We start from the raw sequence: 16,488 nt of genomic DNA, 5'->3' as shown, positions 1-16,488 counted from the left end.
ACGAGAAGACCGCCCCCCGCTCCTTACCTTGGTCTTACGCGGCGGAGAGCGCACGAGGGGGGCTCTCCGTAGCGAGGGGGTGGGGAAAACCCCAGGCGAAGACTGCGCTGCGCACCAGCGCGCCGGGGCCCCGGAGCCACCAGACTCAAGGCACACCATGAACCCGTGAAACCACCGGTGAACCGACCACACCGGGGTATCACCGTCGATCGACCGACTGAGGAGACATACCGTGACAACGGCTGTAACGATCCCCAAGCACGGGGGCACGGGAGGGCGTACGGCCGTGGCGGCGCGAGCGCGCCAGGTCGTCAAGGCGTACGGCTCGGGGGAGACCCGGGTCGTCGCGCTGGACCATGTCGATGTGGACATCGCCCGCGGGCAGTTCACCGCGATCATGGGCCCCTCCGGCTCCGGCAAGTCCACCCTGATGCACTGCCTCGCCGGTCTGGACACGGTGACGTCGGGCGAGATCCATCTCGACGAGACGGAGATCACCAAGCTGAAGGACAAGCACCTCACCCGGCTCCGCCGGGACCGCGTCGGCTTCATCTTCCAGGCGTTCAACCTGCTGCCGACGCTCAACGCCCTGGAGAACATCACCCTGCCCATGGACATAGCCGGCCGTAAGCCGGACGGTCCGTGGCTGCGGCGGGTGGTGGAGACGGTGGGTCTCGCCGACCGTCTCAAGCACCGGCCGACCCAGCTCTCGGGCGGTCAGCAGCAGCGGGTCGCGGTGGCCAGGGCGCTCGCCGCGCGTCCCGAGATCATCTTCGGTGACGAGCCGACCGGGAATCTGGACTCGCGGGCGGGCGCCGAGGTGCTGGGCTTCCTGCGCAGGTCCGTCGACGAACTGGGCCAGACCATCGTGATGGTGACGCACGACCCGGTGGCCGCGTCCTACGCGGACCGGGTGCTGTATCTGGCGGACGGCAGGATCGTGGACGAGATGTTCCGGCCGACGGCCGAGGCCGTACTCGACCGGATGAAGGACTTCGACGCCCGGGGGCGTACGTCATGACCGTCCTCAAGACCTCGATGCGCAACTTCTTCGCGCACAAGGGACGGATGGCGCTGTCCGCCGTCGCGGTCCTGCTGTCGGTCGCCTTCGTCTCGGGCACGCTCGTGTTCACGGACACGATGAACACGACGTTCGACAAGCTCTTCGCCGCGACCTCCTCGGACGTCACGGTCAGTCCCAAGTCCGCCCGGGGCGCCGACGAGACCGTGCAGACCGGCAGACCCGAGTCCCTGCCCGCCTCGGTCGTGGAGACGGTCGGAACGGCGGACGGGGTCCGGTCCGCCGAGGGCGCGGTCAGCAGCATGAGCGTGACCGTCGTCGACGCCGGCAACAAGAACGTGGGCGCGACCACCGGTGCCCCGACGATCGCCGGCAACTGGACCCGCAACGACCTCCGTTCGATGGAGATCACCTCGGGCCATGCCCCGCGCGGTCCCACCGAGGTGATGGTCGACGCCGACACCGCCGACAAGCACGGGCTGGCGATCGGTGACGAACTGCGCACCATCGCGGTCACGGGCGACTTCACGGCGAAGATCACCGGTATCGCCACCTTCACCGTCACCAACCCGGGCGCGGCCGTCGTCTTCTTCGACACCGCCACCTCCCAGCGTGAACTGCTCGGCGGCACCGGCCGGTTCACCCATGTCAACGTCACCGCGGAACCGGGTGTCAGCGACACCGTTCTGAAGCGGAACGTCGCCGCCGCGCTCGCGGGCGGACCGTACAAGCTCCAGACCCAGCAGGAGGCGGCGGACGCCAACCGCGCGGACGTCGGGTCCTTCCTCGATGTGATGAAGTACGCGATGCTCGGCTTCGCCGGGATCGCCTTCCTCGTCGGGATCTTCCTGATCGTCAACACCTTCTCGATGCTGGTCGCCCAGCGGACCCGGGAGATCGGTCTGATGCGGGCCCTGGGCTCCAGCCGCCGGCAGGTCAACCGGTCGGTGCTGCTGGAGGCCGTGCTGCTCGGGGTCTTCGGTTCGGTCGCCGGGGTCGCCGCGGGCGTGGGGCTCGCGGTCGGGCTGATGAAGCTGATGGCCACCATGGGGATGGAGCTGTCCACCCAGGACCTGACCGTCAAGTGGACGACTCCCGTGGTCGGACTGGTGCTCGGGGTCGTCGTCACCGTCGTCTCGGCGTATGTGCCGGCCCGGCGGGCCGGGAAGATCTCCCCGATGGCCGCGCTGCGTGACGCGGGCACGCCCGCCGACGGACGGGCCGGCCGGGTCAGGGCGCTGATCGGTCTGGTGCTCACGGGGGCCGGCGCGGCGGCGCTGTTCGTCTCGGCCCGCGCCGAGGAGGCGAGCGGGGGTTCGCTCTTCCTCGGGGTGGGCGTGGTCTTCACCCTCGTCGGCTTCGTCGTGGTGGGCCCGCTGCTCGCGGGCGGACTGGTCCGGGCGCTCAGCGCGGTCGTGCTGCGGATGTTCGGTCCCGTCGGACGGATGGCCGAGCGCAACGCGCTGCGCAATCCGCGGCGTACGGGAGCGACGGGCGCCGCGCTGATGATCGGGCTCGCGCTGGTGGCCTGTCTGTCGGTGGTCGGCTCCTCGATGGTCGCCTCGGCGACGGACGAGCTGGACAAGTCGGTCGGCGCGGACTTCATCGTCCAGTCCGGCAACGGCCAGCCGATCATGCCGCAGGCCCAGGCGGCGCTGGAGAAGGCACCGGACATCGATCATGTCACCGAGTACAAGTGGGTCGACGTCGAGCTGACCGCGCCGGACGGGAAGACCGAGAAGGTGGGGCTCTCGGCCGCGGACCCGACGTACGCGCAGGACCTGCGGCGCGAGACCACCGCCGGTGAGCTGTCCGGGGCGTACGGCAAGGACGCGATGTCGGTCGGCGAGACCTACGCCACGAGCCACGGCATCGAGGTCGGTGACGAGATGTCGGCCGTCTTCCCCGGCGGCAGGACCGGGAAGCTGAAGGTCGCGGCGATCACCTCGGACGACACGAGTGTCGACAAGGGCGCGATGTACACCAACATCACGACCGTCGAGACCTATGTGCCCGCCGACCGGATGCCCCAGAACATGATCATGTTCGCGGCGGCGGTGGACGGCAAGGAGAAGCAGGCGTACGCGGCCCTCAAGGACTCGCTCGCCGCCTATCCGCAGTACAAGGTGCAGAACCAGACCGACTTCAAGCAGGATCTCAAGGACCAGATCGGCCAGCTCCTCAATATCGTCTACGGTCTGCTGGCCCTGGCGATCATCGTCGCGGTGCTGGGGGTGGTGAACACGCTGGCCCTGTCGGTGGTGGAGCGCACCCGTGAGATCGGGCTGCTGCGGGCGATCGGGCTCTCCCGCCGTCAGCTCCGCCGCATGATCCGTCTGGAGTCGGTGGTCATCGCCCTCTTCGGCGCCCTGCTCGGCCTGGGGCTGGGCATGGGCTGGGGCACGGCGGCCCAGAAGCTGCTGGCCCTGGAGGGACTCGGAGTGCTGGAGATTCCGTGGCCGACGATCCTGACGGTCTTCGTCGCGTCGGCCTTCGTGGGCCTCTTCGCGGCACTGGTCCCGGCATTCCGGGCGGGCCGGATGAACGTGCTGAACGCGATCGCCACGGAATAGGGCGATAAGGTGGGGCTTACGGCCTCGGTGGATGTCCTCCAACATCCACCGGGGCCTTACGCGTGCCGGTACGGCCGCGCGCCCAGCGAGGACGTCGGCGCCCAGCGAGGACGTCGGCGCTCGGCGCCCGGCGCGCGGCGGAGCCCGCCGGGGAGGCCCGCCGGAGCGTGGCGCCGACAGGCGGAGGCGACAGGGCCATAACCCTGCCGGGCCGCCTCTCTCCATTACACTGCGCTCAGGATTCGCTACGTAGCGTAGTGGACGAGAGCGTGGGAGGCGTCATGGTCAAGGGCATGCGCAGGACTGTGGGGATGGGGGCCGCCGCGGCGGTCGGGTGCGCCGCGATGCTGCTGGGCTCGCTGAGCCCGGCGGCTGCCGACGGCGGGGACGAACCGCAGAGCTCGATCCGGCTCGAACGGATCACGCTGCGGCTGGCGAGCGACCCGGGACAGGTCGCGAACGTACGGCTCAACTCCATGGAGAACGGGGCCTCCATCATCCAGTGGCCCCTGTCCAACACGGCGAACGAGCGCTGGGCTCCGGAGCGCACGGGCGGCGGCTACTACCGCTTCAGGTCCCTCAGCAGCGACAAGTGCATCAACGTCAGCGGCGGCGGCACCGCCGACGGCACGCCGATCATCCAGTACACATGCGGCTTCGGCAGCAACGAGCAGTGGCGGCTGGTCCCCAAGGGCCTGGGGTACCAGCTCGTGGCCCGGTCCAGCGGCAAGTGTCTGAACGTCGCCGGCGGCGTGGGCCAGGGCAACCCGCTCATCCAGTACACGTGCACCGTCGCCGGTGCCGCCAATGACGTGTGGCTCCTCTCGTGGGAGACCCGCCTGACCGCCTGACCGGTCCGGCCGGGAGCGGGGGCGTCCCACCGGGGACGCCCCCGCTCACGCGTGGCGCGCCGTGGGCCGGTGCCGGGTGTCCGTGGGGCGTCGTAGGCTGGAGAACCCCCGGCCCGTGCGACGTGTCGGGCCGTTCGCGTTTTGCCCAGCCTGGATGGAACCCCTTCATGAGCCTGCACGGTCTGCTCGACGCCGTCGTACGTGATCCGGCGCTCGCCGAAGCGGTGAAGGCCGCCGGCGCCGGTCACCGGATGCATGTCGACCTGGTCGGACCGCCCGCCGCGCGGCCGTTCGCGGTGGCCGCCCTGGCACGTGAGTCCGGGCGGCCCGTGCTGGCCGTGACCGCCACCGGCCGGGAGGCCGAGGATCTGGCGGCGGCCCTGCGCTCCCTGCTGGACCCGGACACCGTCGTGGAGTACCCGTCCTGGGAGACCCTGCCGCACGAGCGGCTCTCACCGCGCTCCGACACCGTGGGCCGCCGGCTCGCCGTGCTGCGGCGGCTCGCGCACCCGGCCGTGGACGACCCGACGGCCGGCCCGGTCAGCGTGGTGGTCGCGCCCGTACGGTCGGTGCTCCAGCCGCAGGTCAAGGGACTCGGCGACCTGGAGCCCGTGGCGCTGCGCTCGGGGCGCAGCGCCGATCTGAACGAGGTGACGGAGGCGCTGGCGGCGGCCGCGTACGCCCGGGTCGAGCTGGTCGAGAAGCGCGGCGAGTTCGCGGTGCGCGGCGGCATCCTGGATGTCTTCCCGCCGACCGAGGAGCACCCCCTGCGGGTGGAGTTCTGGGGCGACGACGTCGAGGAGATCCGGTACTTCAAGGTCGCCGACCAGCGCTCCCTGGAGGTGGCGGAACACGGACTGTGGGCGCCGCCCTGCCGTGAGCTGCTGCTCACCCCGCGGGTACGGGAGCGGGCCGCGGCGCTCGCCGAGGCCCACCCCGAGCTGGGCGAACTGCTGGGCAAGATCGCCGAGGGGATCGCGGTCGAGGGCATGGAGTCCCTCGCCCCCGTCCTCGTGGACGACATGGAACTGCTGCTCGATGTGCTGCCGGCCGGTTCGATGACGCTGGTCTGCGACCCCGAGCGGGTCAGGACGAGGGCCGCGGACCTGGTGGCGACCAGTCAGGAGTTCCTCCAGGCGTCCTGGGCCGCCACCGCGGGCGGCGGCGAGGCCCCCATCGATGTCGGCGCGGCCTCGCTGTGGGCCATCGCGGACGTCCGGGACCGGGCCCGAGAGCTGGGCATGCTCTGGTGGTCGGTCTCCCCGTTCGCGGTGGACGAGGAACTGTCGGAGGAGACCATCACGCTCGGGATGCGCGCTCCGGAGTCGTACCGCGGCGACACGGCCCGCGCGCTCGCCGACACCAAGGGCTGGCTCGCCGACGGCTGGCGCACGGTGTTCGTCACGGAGGGGCACGGCACGGCCTCCCGCACGGTCGAGGTGCTGGGCGGCGAGGGCATCCCCGCCCGGCTCGACACCCCCGGCGCCCGGAGCGCGAGTGGTCTGGCCGAGATCACACCGTCCGTCGTCCATGTCGCCTGCGGCTCGATCGACTACGGATTCGTCGACCCGGACCTCAAGCTGGCCGTGCTCACAGAGACCGATCTCTCCGGCCAGAAGGCGGCCGGCAAGGACGGCGCCCGGATGCCGGCCAAGCGCCGCAAGACCATCGACCCGCTCACCCTGGAGGCGGGCGACTACATCGTGCACGAGCAGCACGGCGTGGGCCGCTATGTGGAGATGGTGCAGCGCACGGTGCAGGGCGCGACCCGGGAGTATCTGCTCGTCGAGTACGCGCCGGCCAAGCGCGGCCAGCCGGGTGACCGGCTCTACATCCCCACCGACCAGCTCGAACAGGTCACCAAGTACGTCGGCGGCGAGGCCCCGACACTGCACCGGCTCGGCGGCGCGGACTGGACGAAGACCAAGCAGCGCGCCAAGAAGGCCGTCAAGGAGATCGCCGCCGACCTGATCAAGCTCTACTCGGCGCGGATGGCGGCCCCCGGCCATGCCTTCGGTCCCGACACCCCCTGGCAGCGGGAGCTGGAGGACGCCTTCCCCTACGTGGAGACGCCCGACCAGCTCTCCACCATCGCCGAGGTCAAGGAGGACATGGAGAAGACGGTCCCGATGGACCGGCTGATCTGTGGCGACGTCGGCTACGGCAAGACGGAGATCGCCGTGCGGGCGGCCTTCAAGGCGGTCCAGGACGGCAAGCAGGTCGCGGTCCTGGTGCCGACGACCCTGCTGGTGCAGCAGCACTTCGGGACGTTCTCCGAGCGGTACGCGCAGTTCCCCGTCTCCGTGAAGGCGCTGTCCCGCTTCCAGACGGACACGGAGGCCAAGGCCACGCTCCAGGGGCTGCGGGAGGGCGCGGTCGACGTGGTGATCGGCACGCACCGGCTGTTCTCGTCCGAGACCAAGTTCAAGGACCTGGGCCTGGTCATCGTGGACGAGGAGCAGCGCTTCGGCGTGGAGCACAAGGAGCAGCTCAAGAAGCTCCGCGCCAATGTCGACGTCCTGACCATGTCCGCGACCCCCATCCCCCGCACGCTGGAGATGGCCGTCACCGGTATCCGCGAGATGTCGACGATCACCACCCCGCCGGAGGAGCGGCACCCGGTGCTGACCTTCGTCGGGCCGTACGAGGAGAAGCAGATCGGCGCGGCCGTCCGGCGTGAACTGCTGCGCGAGGGCCAGGTCTTCTACATCCACAACCGGGTGGAGTCGATCGACCGCGCCGCGGCCAGGCTGCGCGAGATCGTGCCCGAGGCGCGGATCGCCACCGCGCACGGACAGATGTCGGAAGGCGCGCTGGAGCAGGTGGTGGTGGACTTCTGGGAGAAGAAGTTCGACGTCCTGGTCTCCACGACGATCGTCGAGTCCGGCATCGACATCTCGAACGCCAACACCCTGATCGTGGAGCGCGGCGACAACTTCGGGCTCTCGCAGCTCCACCAGCTCCGGGGCCGGGTCGGCCGCGGACGCGAGCGCGGGTACTCGTACTTCCTCTATCCGCCGGAGAAGCCGCTGACCGAGACCGCGCACGAGCGGCTCGCGACGATCGCCCAGCACACGGAGATGGGCGCGGGCATGTATGTCGCCATGAAGGACCTGGAGATCCGCGGCGCGGGCAATCTCCTCGGCGGTGAGCAGTCCGGCCATATCGCGGGCGTCGGCTTCGATCTGTACGTACGGATGGTGGGGGAGGCGGTCGCGGACTACCGGGCGTCCCTGGACGGCGGGGTCGAGGAGGAGCCGCCGCTGGAGGTCAAGATTGAGCTGCCGGTCGACGCGCATGTCCCGCACGACTACGCGCCGGGCGAGCGGCTGAGGCTCCAGGCGTACCGGGCGATCGCCTCCGCCAATACGGAGGCGGACATCACGGCGGTCCGCGAGGAGCTGACCGACCGGTACGGCAAGCTTCCGGAGCCGGTGGAGAATCTGCTGCTCGTCGCGGGTCTGCGGATGCTCGCGCGGGCGTGCGGTGTGGGGGAGATCGTGCTCCAGGGCCCGAACATCCGCTTCGCGCCGGTGGAGTTGAGGGAGTCGCAGGAGCTGCGGCTGAAGCGGCTGCATCCCCGTACGGTCATCAAGCCGGCCGCCCACCAGATCCTGGTTCCGCGCCCGACGACGGGCAGGATCGGCGGAAAGCCGGTCGTGGGCCGTGAACTGCTGGCGTGGACGGGCGAGTTCCTCACCACGATCCTGGGCTCGTAGTCGTAGGGATCCGGCGCGGCGGTGAGCCGCCCGGGGCCGGTCCGAGGCCGGTCCGGGGCCGGTCCGGGGCCGGTCCGGGGCCGGTCCGGGGCCGGTCCGGGGCCGGTCCGGGGCCGGTCCGGGGCCGGTCCGGTGACTCCGGGCCGGTCGCGTGCCGGCCCGGCGCTCGGGGGTGGAGCGTAGGGTGCGTGCGTGCGCAGACTTGAGGTCCGGATACCGCGAACATGGCTCCACGGCGGGGCCCTTGCCCTGTCGTTGCTCGTCCTGACGGGCTGTACGGGCGAGCTGGGCGTGGATCCCCCGTCCTCCGCGTCGAGCGGGGGAGGCGGCGGGAGCGGGCGGAACGGTGGCAGCGGCGGGAGTGGCGGGAGTGGGAGCGGCCGGGAGGCCGGGCCCCTCGGCAACCCCGACGGTACGAAGCCCGGGCTCGCGCCGCTCACCTCCGAGGCCGACAGAGAGGCCGCGCGGCGGCTCATCGACACCGTGCGCACCGCCGGACGCGGGCCCAGGACGGGGTACGAGCGCGACAAGTTCGGCTACGCCTGGATGGACACGGCGGACGGGGTGCCCCTGGCCCGCAACGGCTGCGACACCAGGAACGACCTGCTGGCCAGGGACGGGCAGCGGGTCCGTCTCCGCTCCGGTTCCGACTGTGTCGTGGTGTCGATGACCCTGCACGATCCGTACACCGGCAAGGACATCGACTGGAAGAAGCAGAAGGCGACCGCCGTCCAGATAGACCACATGGTGCCGCTGTCGTACGCCTGGCAGTTGGGGGCCGCCCGGTGGAACGAGGACAAGCGTGAGCGGATCGCCAACGACCCGCTCAATCTCATTCCGGTGGACGGCCCCTCCAACAGCTCCAAGAGCGATTCGGGCCCGGCGTCCTGGCTGCCGCCGGACAGGAGGATCCGGTGCGCCTACGCGGTGCGGTTCGCGCAGGTGGTCCTCAAGTACGGACTGCCGGTGACGGCGGCGGACAAGAGGACCATGCTCGTTCAGTGCGGTGGCTGACGCCCCGGACCTTGCGGTGGCTGGCGCCCCGGACCTGAGGGGTACGGCCGGACTCGGCCGTCCCGGACGGGGGCGGGCGCCGACGGGCCGGGGAGGCCACTCCCCTGTGGTGGCCTCCCCGGTGTTCCGGTCGCCTCTCCGGTGCTCCGGTCGGCGGGTCAGCCGCCGAGCTCGTCCAGGTCCACGATGTCCTTGTCGGCGGGGGCCTCGGCGGGGACGGGCTTGTTGTAGTCCGTGAAGATCATCGTTCCGGTGTCCTTGCCCCGGGAGACGACCTTCAGGAGGTACGGCTTCCCCTCGGTGGCCACGTACATGGTGTAGTCGGATTCGCTGTCGCTCTCGGTGAGCGTGATCGCCTGCTGCCCGTCGACCGTGGTGAGCGGCCCCTTGCGGGCCACGGTGTCACCGTCCTCGAATTCGGCCACGAGCTGGTCGAGATCGCAGAACCCCACGAAGTCCTTGGCGTCCGGGGCCGTGGCGTCGGTCTTCACCCACCGGCCGGCGAGCATCTTGACCACGGCGTCGGTCTCCCCCTTGGGCTGTCCCTTGCCCTGGGCCCGCAGCATCGCCTCGTCGAAGCGCATGTAGACGGTCGGGCCGAGCTTGGACACGGTCGCGCTGCCCTCGCCGTTCATGGACATCGTGCCCGCGCAGTCGCCCTTCGTGTTGAGGGCCATGTCGAAGACGACGGTCTCCTTGCCCTCCTTCGTGTCGGCCTTGAGCCTGAGCGAGGAGGCGCCGCGAGTGGCGGCGAAGGACTTGTCGACGATCTCGGGGCCCGAGAGATCCGCGAACGGCTGGGGCTTCCCGCTCGGGCGGTCGCTCTTTCCCGACGCGGACCCGCCGGAGGTGCTGCCGGGGTCCTTGCCGTCCGAGCCGGTCGGTCCGCAGGCCGGGAGGGCCAGGACGGCGACGGTGCAGAGGGCGGCGAGCGCGCCACGGCGGATACGGGGAGCGGTGGTGACAGTCATGACGGTTCTCCGGGAGCTGCGATGGGGCGGGAGCGAAGGGCGCGAAGGGAGCGAAGCGAGAAGCGGTCACGAGAAGCGGGAAGTGCGGGGCGAGGAGAGCGCGGCGCACGGCGCGATCCGGCCCCCGGGTGTGACCGGAACTTCCGGGCCGACCCGTGTGGCGATGGGTCAATAACAACAGAAGCTGTGAACCGAGTCAACACGGTTCACGGTGTCCAGGTCGGTCTACGCTGTGAAGGGGATTGTTCGTCCGCGCCGCTATGCTCGGCGCCACAGCGGAGCCGTACGGGTGAGGGAGGCAGTCAGGTGCCGGAGAACGCAGCAGAGGTGACGGCCGCGGGAATCGCCCGGCTCGCGGGGGTGGGACGGGCCGCCGTCAGCAACTGGCGGCGTCGGCACGCCGACTTCCCGCAGCCTGTCGGCGGCACCGAGACCAGCCCGTCCTTCGCGCTGCACCAGATCGAGCGATGGCTGCGTGACCAGGGGAAACTCGCCGAAGTACCGCTGCGTGAACGGGTCTGGCAGGAACTGCCGGGTGAGGTCGCGTCCGCCGCCACCGCCCTGGTACGCGCCGGCTGTGTACTGCTTCTCGTACGGGACAGGCCGACGCGCTGGCGTGAGCTGGCCGCCGCGCCGGACGCCCGGCTCGCGGAGCTGCTGCCCGTGGCGCTCGACGAGGTGCTCGCCCCGCACTTCGGCGCGGCGGCCGGAAGCGCTGTTCACACCCCGGACCCGGACGAACTGCTCCCCTCCGTTCCCCTGCTGCGGGGTGTCGCCGAACTGGCGGCGGAACTGGGGCCCGGCGCCACCTTCGAGTTCCTGCTCGGCCGGCATCTCGACGCCAATCCGCGCCAGTACACGCCGACCCCGCCGGAGGCCGCCGCGCTGATGGCAGCCCTGGCCGTCCCGCCGCCCGCCCCGGTTCCGGGGGAGCCGGTCCCCGTCCAGGGCCCGACTGTGCTCGATCCCGCCTGCGGCACCGGCACCCTGCTGCGGGCCGTACCGCGTCCGGCCACGCTGTACGCCCAGGAAGCCGCTCCCGAACTGGCCGCGCTCGCCGGACTGCGGCTCGCCCTCCACACCGACGCCGGGATCAGGACGCGGGCCGGGGACACCCTGCGCGCCGACGCCTTCCCCCGGCTCGCCGTCGATGCCGTGCTCTGCCACCCGCCGTTCAACGAGCGCAACTGGGGCCATGACGAACTGGCCTACGATCCGCGCTGGGAGTACGGGTTTCCCGCCCGTACGGAATCCGAACTGGCCTGGGCCCAGCACGCGCTGGCCCGGCTGCGCCCCGGCGGCACCGCCGTCCTGCTGATGCCGCCCGCCGTCGCGTCCCGCCGTTCCGGCCGCCGGGTCCGCGCCGATCTGCTGCGCCGGGGAGCCCTGCGGGCCGTGGTCGCCCTGCCCGCCGGGGCGGCGCCGCCCTACGGCATTCCGCTCCATCTCTGGATCCTGCGCAAGCCGGTCGCGGGCCAACGCCCCGCGCCCGAACTGCTGTTGGTCGACACCGCCGAACTCTCGGCGGGCGGCGGCCGGGACGGCGTCGACTGGACGACCGTCCACTCCACCGTGCTCGACGCCTGGGGGCCCTTCGACCGGACGGGCACGGCCGAGGAGAAGCCGGGCGTCAGCCGCGCGGTGCCCGTCGTGGAACTCCTCGACGACGATGTGGACCTGGCCCCCGCCCGCCATCTGCCGCCCCCGGCCGCCCCGGGCGGTACGGCCGAACTGGCCCGGGTGCGGGAGCGGCTGGCCGACACGCTCCGGCTGACGGCCGAACTCATCCCGCCCCGGGCCCGGGACGCGCGCGACGCGCGCGACGCCCTCGGCGCTCCCGACGGACCGGGCGGACCCGACGGACAGGGCGGACCCGACGGACCGGGCGGCCGGTCGCCGGGAGCGCGGGAACCGGTCGCCCCGCTCCACCGGCCCACCATCACCGTCGCCGAACTCGCCCGCGCGGGGGCCCTCGTGCTGTACGCGGGCGGCTCGGGCACCACCGCCGAGGTCACCCCCGTACCCGTCCTCACCGAGCACGACGTGCTCGCGCGCCGCGCCCCCTCCGGTGCGCTTCCCGACGGCGCGGCCGAGGAGCCCGTACGGATCCGGGAGGGCGATGTGGTCGTGCCCGTCCTCGGCGGCGGCGCGGTCGCCCGGGTGATGGACGCCGCCACGGCCGGCGCGGCGCTCGGCCGCAATCTCCAGCTCCTGCGGCCCGACCCGGCCGCCCTCGACCCGTGGTTCCTGGCCGGTTTCCTGCGGGGTACCGCCAACGCCCGCCAGGCCAGCAGTTATGCCTCCACCGCGACCCGGCTCGATGTACGCCGGCTCCAGCTCCCCCGGCTGCCGCTCGCCGACCAGCGCCGGTACGGCGAACACTTCCGGGCGCTGGCCGCGTTCGAGGACGCGCTGAGACTGGCGGGGCAGTTGGGGGAGCAGCTCGTCCAGGGGCTCTACGACGGTCTCGCGGACGGGAGCGTCACGATGTGATCAGCTCGACAACGGTTCGGCGCAACCCGTGACCCGTTGTCGGTGTCGGTGTATACGCTCGGATCCGCACACTCGGGATCCGCACGCGTATGCGGGACCGGCCCACCAGGCACCCAGGAGCAGTCATGTCCGGCCCCGGCTTCGCGCCGACGCCCCCGCGGCGACCGCACTCCGCCGTGCTCGTCCTGCTGCGGGTGCTGTTCGTCGTCCTCACGGTGCTGAGCGTCGGTTTCCTCGGCTGGACGGCCATGCTGCGGATCGCGGTCGTGCGCCGCCGCGTGGTCGACTGGGTGCTGTTCTGTGCCACGCTCGCCGCGACCGTCGGCATCCTGCTGTACATCGGTACGGGCGAGACGGAGGAGCCGCGCGACTCGGACGTGGCGCTGATCCTCGTGGTCTTCCTGCTGGCGGTCGTGATCACCACGTACTACCTGATCGTCGACATCCGGCACTTCGCCCGCCTCGGCCGGACACCGGCGCTCCTGTACGGGCCGTCGCCGGCCCAGCAGCCGTACGGATACGCCTACCCGCCCCCGTACGCCACGCCGGTCCCGCCCTTCGGGCATCAGCAGCCGTCGCAGCCGTCGCAGCCGTCGCACTCCTCGGCTTCGTCCCTGCCGCAGCCGCAGCCGCAGCCGCAGCCCCAGTTCCAGCCCCAGTTCCAGCCCCTGCCCCCGCCCCGGACGGGTGCCCCGTCGGCGTCGCCGCAGAACCCGCCCCGTATCGACCAGGTCCGCGCCGAGCTGGACGAGCTGAGCGACCTCCTGCGCCAGGGCCAGGAAGGCCGGGAAGGCCGGACCGACCGGTGAACGGCCGGGTCATCGCCGACCGTTACGAGCTGTCGACCCTCATCGGCCAGGGCGGCATGGGCCAGGTCTGGACGGCGTACGACCAGCGGCTCGACCGCCGGGTCGCGGTGAAGCTGCTGCGTCCCGACCGGATGGCCGCCGCGACGGCCGCCGAGGAGATGCGCCGGCGCTTCGTGCGCGAGTGCCGGGTCACCGCCCGGGTCGACCACCCCGGGCTGGTCACGGTCCATGACGCGGGCAGCGACGACGACGATCTCTATCTCGTCATGCAGTATGTCGAGGGCGCCGACCTCGCCGACCATCTCGCGGAACACGATCCCTACCCCTGGCCGTGGGCGGCCTCGGTCGCCGCCCAGCTCTGTGCCGTACTGGCCGCCGTGCACGCCGTGCCGATCGTCCACCGCGACCTCAAGCCGCGCAATGTGATGGTCAGGCCGGACGGCACGGTCACCGTTCTGGACCTGGGTGTCGCCTCCGTCGTCGACAGCGACACCACCCGCCTCACCCACACCGGCTCGCCCATCGGCAGCCCCGCCTATATGGCCCCCGAGCAGGCCATGGGCGGCGCGGTCGGCCCGTACACCGATCTGTACGCACTCGGTGTGCTCCTCCATGAACTCCTCAGCGGGGGCGTCCCGTTCGCGGGCACCACGGCCCTCGGGGTGCTGCACCGCCATCTCTACGAGCCGCCGCTGCCGGTCCGCCGGATCAGGCCCGAGATACCCGAGGCGCTGGAGGCGCTCGTGCTGCGGCTGCTCGCCAAGGACCCGCAGCACCGCCCGTCCGGGGCGCAGGAGGTCTACGAACAGCTCATGCCGCTGCTGCCGCCGCGCGGCGGCCCGGCGGCGGGGCCGCTCGACCCGACCCGCCCCTTTCTGCGTCCGCACGCCCCCTGGCCCGACCGGGTCAGCACACCGCCGGCCGCGCCCGCGCCGCGCAGGCCGCCCGTCCCGGCGCGGCGGCCCGACATCGCCGCCGCGGTCGACGAGGTGAAACGGCTGCTCGGCGAGGGCGGTATCGCGCAGGCCGTGGACATCCTCGGCGATATCCTCCCGGCGGCCGCGGAGGAGCACGGTGAGCACTCCCCGGTCGTGCGCATCCTGCGCAAGCAGTACGCCTCGACGCTGATGGACGACGGCCAGTACCGCCGGGCCCTCCCCGAGCTGCGCAGGCTCGCCGACGACCGGGCGGCGGAGGCCGGCCCCGGCGACCCGCAGACACTCCAGTTCCGTTACGACGCCGCGCAGTGCCTGGAGCAGCTCGGTGAACCGGCCGCCGCGCTGGCCGAGTACCGCGCGGTCCTGCCGTACTACGAGAGCGGCCGGCCGGGCGCGGCCGGTGACCCCGGCCGCGCCTTCGACATCCGGCACCGCGTCGCCCATCTGCTGCTCGCGGTGGGCGATCACGCGGCGGCCCGCCAGCAGTTGCAGAATCTGCTCTGGGACACGGAGCGGGCGTACGGCGCCTATCACGCGCTCCCCGTCGAACTCCGCCGCACCCTGGAGCGTCAGCAGCGGTTCGGGGCCTGAGCCGTTCAGGACCTGAGCCGTCCAGGGCCTGAGCCGTCCAGGGCCTGAGCCGTTGGGAGCCGGAGCCCGGCCGCCAGCGCCGGGCTACGCCCTAACGGCCCTGGAGGGCCTTGACGTTGTTCCCGAAGGTCCAGCCCTTCGACCCGTCCCAGTTGACCGACCAGGTCATCAGACCCTTCAGGGCGCCGTTGTAGCCGTTCCACGCCTGTGAGACCAGGTTCGGTGCCATATGGCCGCCCCCGGCGCCCGGCTGCGCCGGCAGACCCGGGACCTGCTTGTCGTAGGGGACCCTGATCGTGGTGCCCTGGATGACCAGGCCCCTGTTGAGGCAGTCGGTCTGCGCGGTGAACCCGGCGACGGTTCCCGCGGAGTACGAGTCGCCCGAGCAGCCGTACATGCTGCCGTTGTAGTACTGCATGTTCAGCCACCAGAGCCGGCCGTTGTCCGCGTACTTCTTCACGATGGGCAGATACGCGCCCCAGATCGAGCCGTACGCCACGCTGCCCCCGGTGACATACGCCGTCTCGGGCGCCATCGTCAGACCGAAGTTCGCGGGCATGCGGGCGAGTACGCCGTCGATGATGCGGATGAGGTTGGCCTGCGAGGCCGACAGGGTGGTGATGCTGCCGCTGCCCACGAGACCGGTCTCGATGTCGATGTCGATCCCGTCGAAGTTGTACGTCTTCAGGATCGGCACCACCGTCGCGACGAACCGGTCGGCGACGGCGCTCGAACTGAGGTCGATCCCGGCCGTGGCGCCGCCGATCGACAGCAGGGTGGTGAGACCGGACGCCTTGGCCTGGCACATCTCGGCCGGGGTCGCGACCTTCACCGTGGAGTCCATGCCGTCCTCCCAGAGGACGGTGCCGTCCGAACGGATGACCGGGAACGCCGCGTTGATCACGTTGTAGCCGTGCTCACGGATACGGCTGTCGGTGATCGGGATCCAGCCGAGCGGCGGATGCACACCGTTGGCCGCGCCGTCCCAGTTCTCCCAGTACCCCTGGAGCACCCTGCCCGTGGGCTTCGACTTGACCGCGCAGGTCACCTCCTGCGCGGCGCCCGTCGCCCGGGGAGCGCCCGGTGACGCGGCGATCAGCCCTTGCAGGACGAAGGCCATGGCGAGGCCGGCCCCCAGCAGACGTACCGTCCGAGCGATCATGCTGTGCTCCCTGGGTGAGTGGGCGGAGACCACCGGGAACGCCGGGCCGCTGTCGCGGGAGATGAGGACCTGCTGGATGACACGCTCAGCTCCTGGACTGTGGGGGATCCGGAGACGTACGCGGTGAGAACGCGCTCAACGTAAGTTGGTCCAGACCATTCGTCAAGAGGTCTGGACCAACACGGCGTGCGGTGTGCGGCGGTGCGCAATGCGGCGGTGCGGCGGTGCGGTGTGCGGCAGTGCGGCGGCGCGGCGGTGCGGTGTGCGGCAGTGCGGCGGTGCGGTGTGCGGTGTGCGGCAGTGCGGGGTGGTGCGGGTGGTGCGGGTGGTGCGGGACTGGGGACGT

The 16,488-nt window shown here is 71.6% G+C and carries 10 protein-coding genes; 8 read left to right on the top strand and 2 right to left on the bottom strand.

From position 1 onward, the window contains the following. The first annotated feature begins 232 nt into the window (after positions 1 to 232). From ACFYYH_RS21150 to ACFYYH_RS21130, 5 genes are all read left to right on the top strand, one after another. The gene (locus ACFYYH_RS21150; protein WP_388553121.1) at positions 233 to 1,021 is read left to right on the top strand and encodes an ABC transporter ATP-binding protein; all 789 of its coding nucleotides are present in this window, start codon (positions 233 to 235) and stop codon (positions 1,019 to 1,021) included. Further along, positions 1,018 to 3,594: an ABC transporter permease gene (locus ACFYYH_RS21145; RefSeq protein ID WP_388553118.1), complete on the top strand. Its 2,577-nt coding sequence runs from the start codon at positions 1,018 to 1,020 to the stop codon at positions 3,592 to 3,594. The genes ACFYYH_RS21150 and ACFYYH_RS21145 overlap by 4 nt, the downstream gene beginning before the upstream one ends. Positions 3,595 to 3,887: 293 nt before the next feature. Continuing rightward, positions 3,888 to 4,445 carry an RICIN domain-containing protein gene (locus ACFYYH_RS21140; RefSeq protein WP_388553115.1) on the top strand — a complete coding sequence of 186 codons (558 nt, stop codon included), beginning with the start codon at positions 3,888 to 3,890 and terminating at the stop codon, positions 4,443 to 4,445. A 167-nt stretch (positions 4,446 to 4,612) separates the two neighbouring features. Next, positions 4,613 to 8,164 carry a transcription-repair coupling factor gene (gene mfd / locus ACFYYH_RS21135; RefSeq protein WP_388553112.1) on the top strand — a complete coding sequence of 1,184 codons (3,552 nt, stop codon included), beginning with the start codon at positions 4,613 to 4,615 and terminating at the stop codon, positions 8,162 to 8,164. 192 nt (positions 8,165 to 8,356) lie between these two features. After that, on the top strand, positions 8,357 to 9,178 hold the full coding sequence (locus ACFYYH_RS21130; protein ID WP_388553109.1) for an HNH endonuclease family protein: 822 nt from the start codon (positions 8,357 to 8,359) through the stop codon (positions 9,176 to 9,178). Positions 9,179 to 9,336: 158 nt separating this feature from the next. Here ACFYYH_RS21130 and ACFYYH_RS21125 read toward each other — a convergent pair whose 3' ends face one another. Next, positions 9,337 to 10,149, bottom strand: a complete 813-nt coding sequence (locus ACFYYH_RS21125) for a hypothetical protein (protein WP_388553106.1) — start codon at positions 10,147 to 10,149, stop codon at positions 9,337 to 9,339. 306 nt (positions 10,150 to 10,455) lie between these two features. Between ACFYYH_RS21125 and ACFYYH_RS21120 the strand changes: the two genes are divergently transcribed. The 3 genes from ACFYYH_RS21120 (at position 10,456) to ACFYYH_RS21110 (ending at position 14,980) form a co-directional block, all read left to right on the top strand. Further along, positions 10,456 to 12,642: an N-6 DNA methylase gene (locus tag ACFYYH_RS21120; RefSeq protein ID WP_388553103.1), complete on the top strand. Its 2,187-nt coding sequence runs from the start codon at positions 10,456 to 10,458 to the stop codon at positions 12,640 to 12,642. 125 nt (positions 12,643 to 12,767) lie between these two features. Further along, positions 12,768 to 13,451: a hypothetical protein gene (locus ACFYYH_RS21115; RefSeq protein WP_388553100.1), complete on the top strand. Its 684-nt coding sequence runs from the start codon at positions 12,768 to 12,770 to the stop codon at positions 13,449 to 13,451. Continuing rightward, positions 13,448 to 14,980 carry a protein kinase gene (locus ACFYYH_RS21110; RefSeq protein WP_388553097.1) on the top strand — a complete coding sequence of 511 codons (1,533 nt, stop codon included), beginning with the start codon at positions 13,448 to 13,450 and terminating at the stop codon, positions 14,978 to 14,980. The genes ACFYYH_RS21115 and ACFYYH_RS21110 overlap by 4 nt, the downstream gene beginning before the upstream one ends. Positions 14,981 to 15,071: 91 nt before the next feature. On the opposite strand, the gene ACFYYH_RS21105 is transcribed toward ACFYYH_RS21110, so the two are convergent. Beyond that, a complete protein-coding gene (locus tag ACFYYH_RS21105; RefSeq protein ID WP_388553094.1) occupies positions 15,072 to 16,142 on the bottom strand; it encodes a chitinase in 1,071 nt (356 codons plus the stop codon). Between the last annotated feature and the right edge of the window lie 346 nt (positions 16,143 to 16,488).

It is taken from the genome of Streptomyces sp. NPDC002018 (assembly GCF_042890865.1).
GTDB lineage: Bacteria > Actinomycetota > Actinomycetes > Streptomycetales > Streptomycetaceae > Streptomyces.
This window is presented reverse-complemented; position numbering and strand designations above follow the sequence as displayed.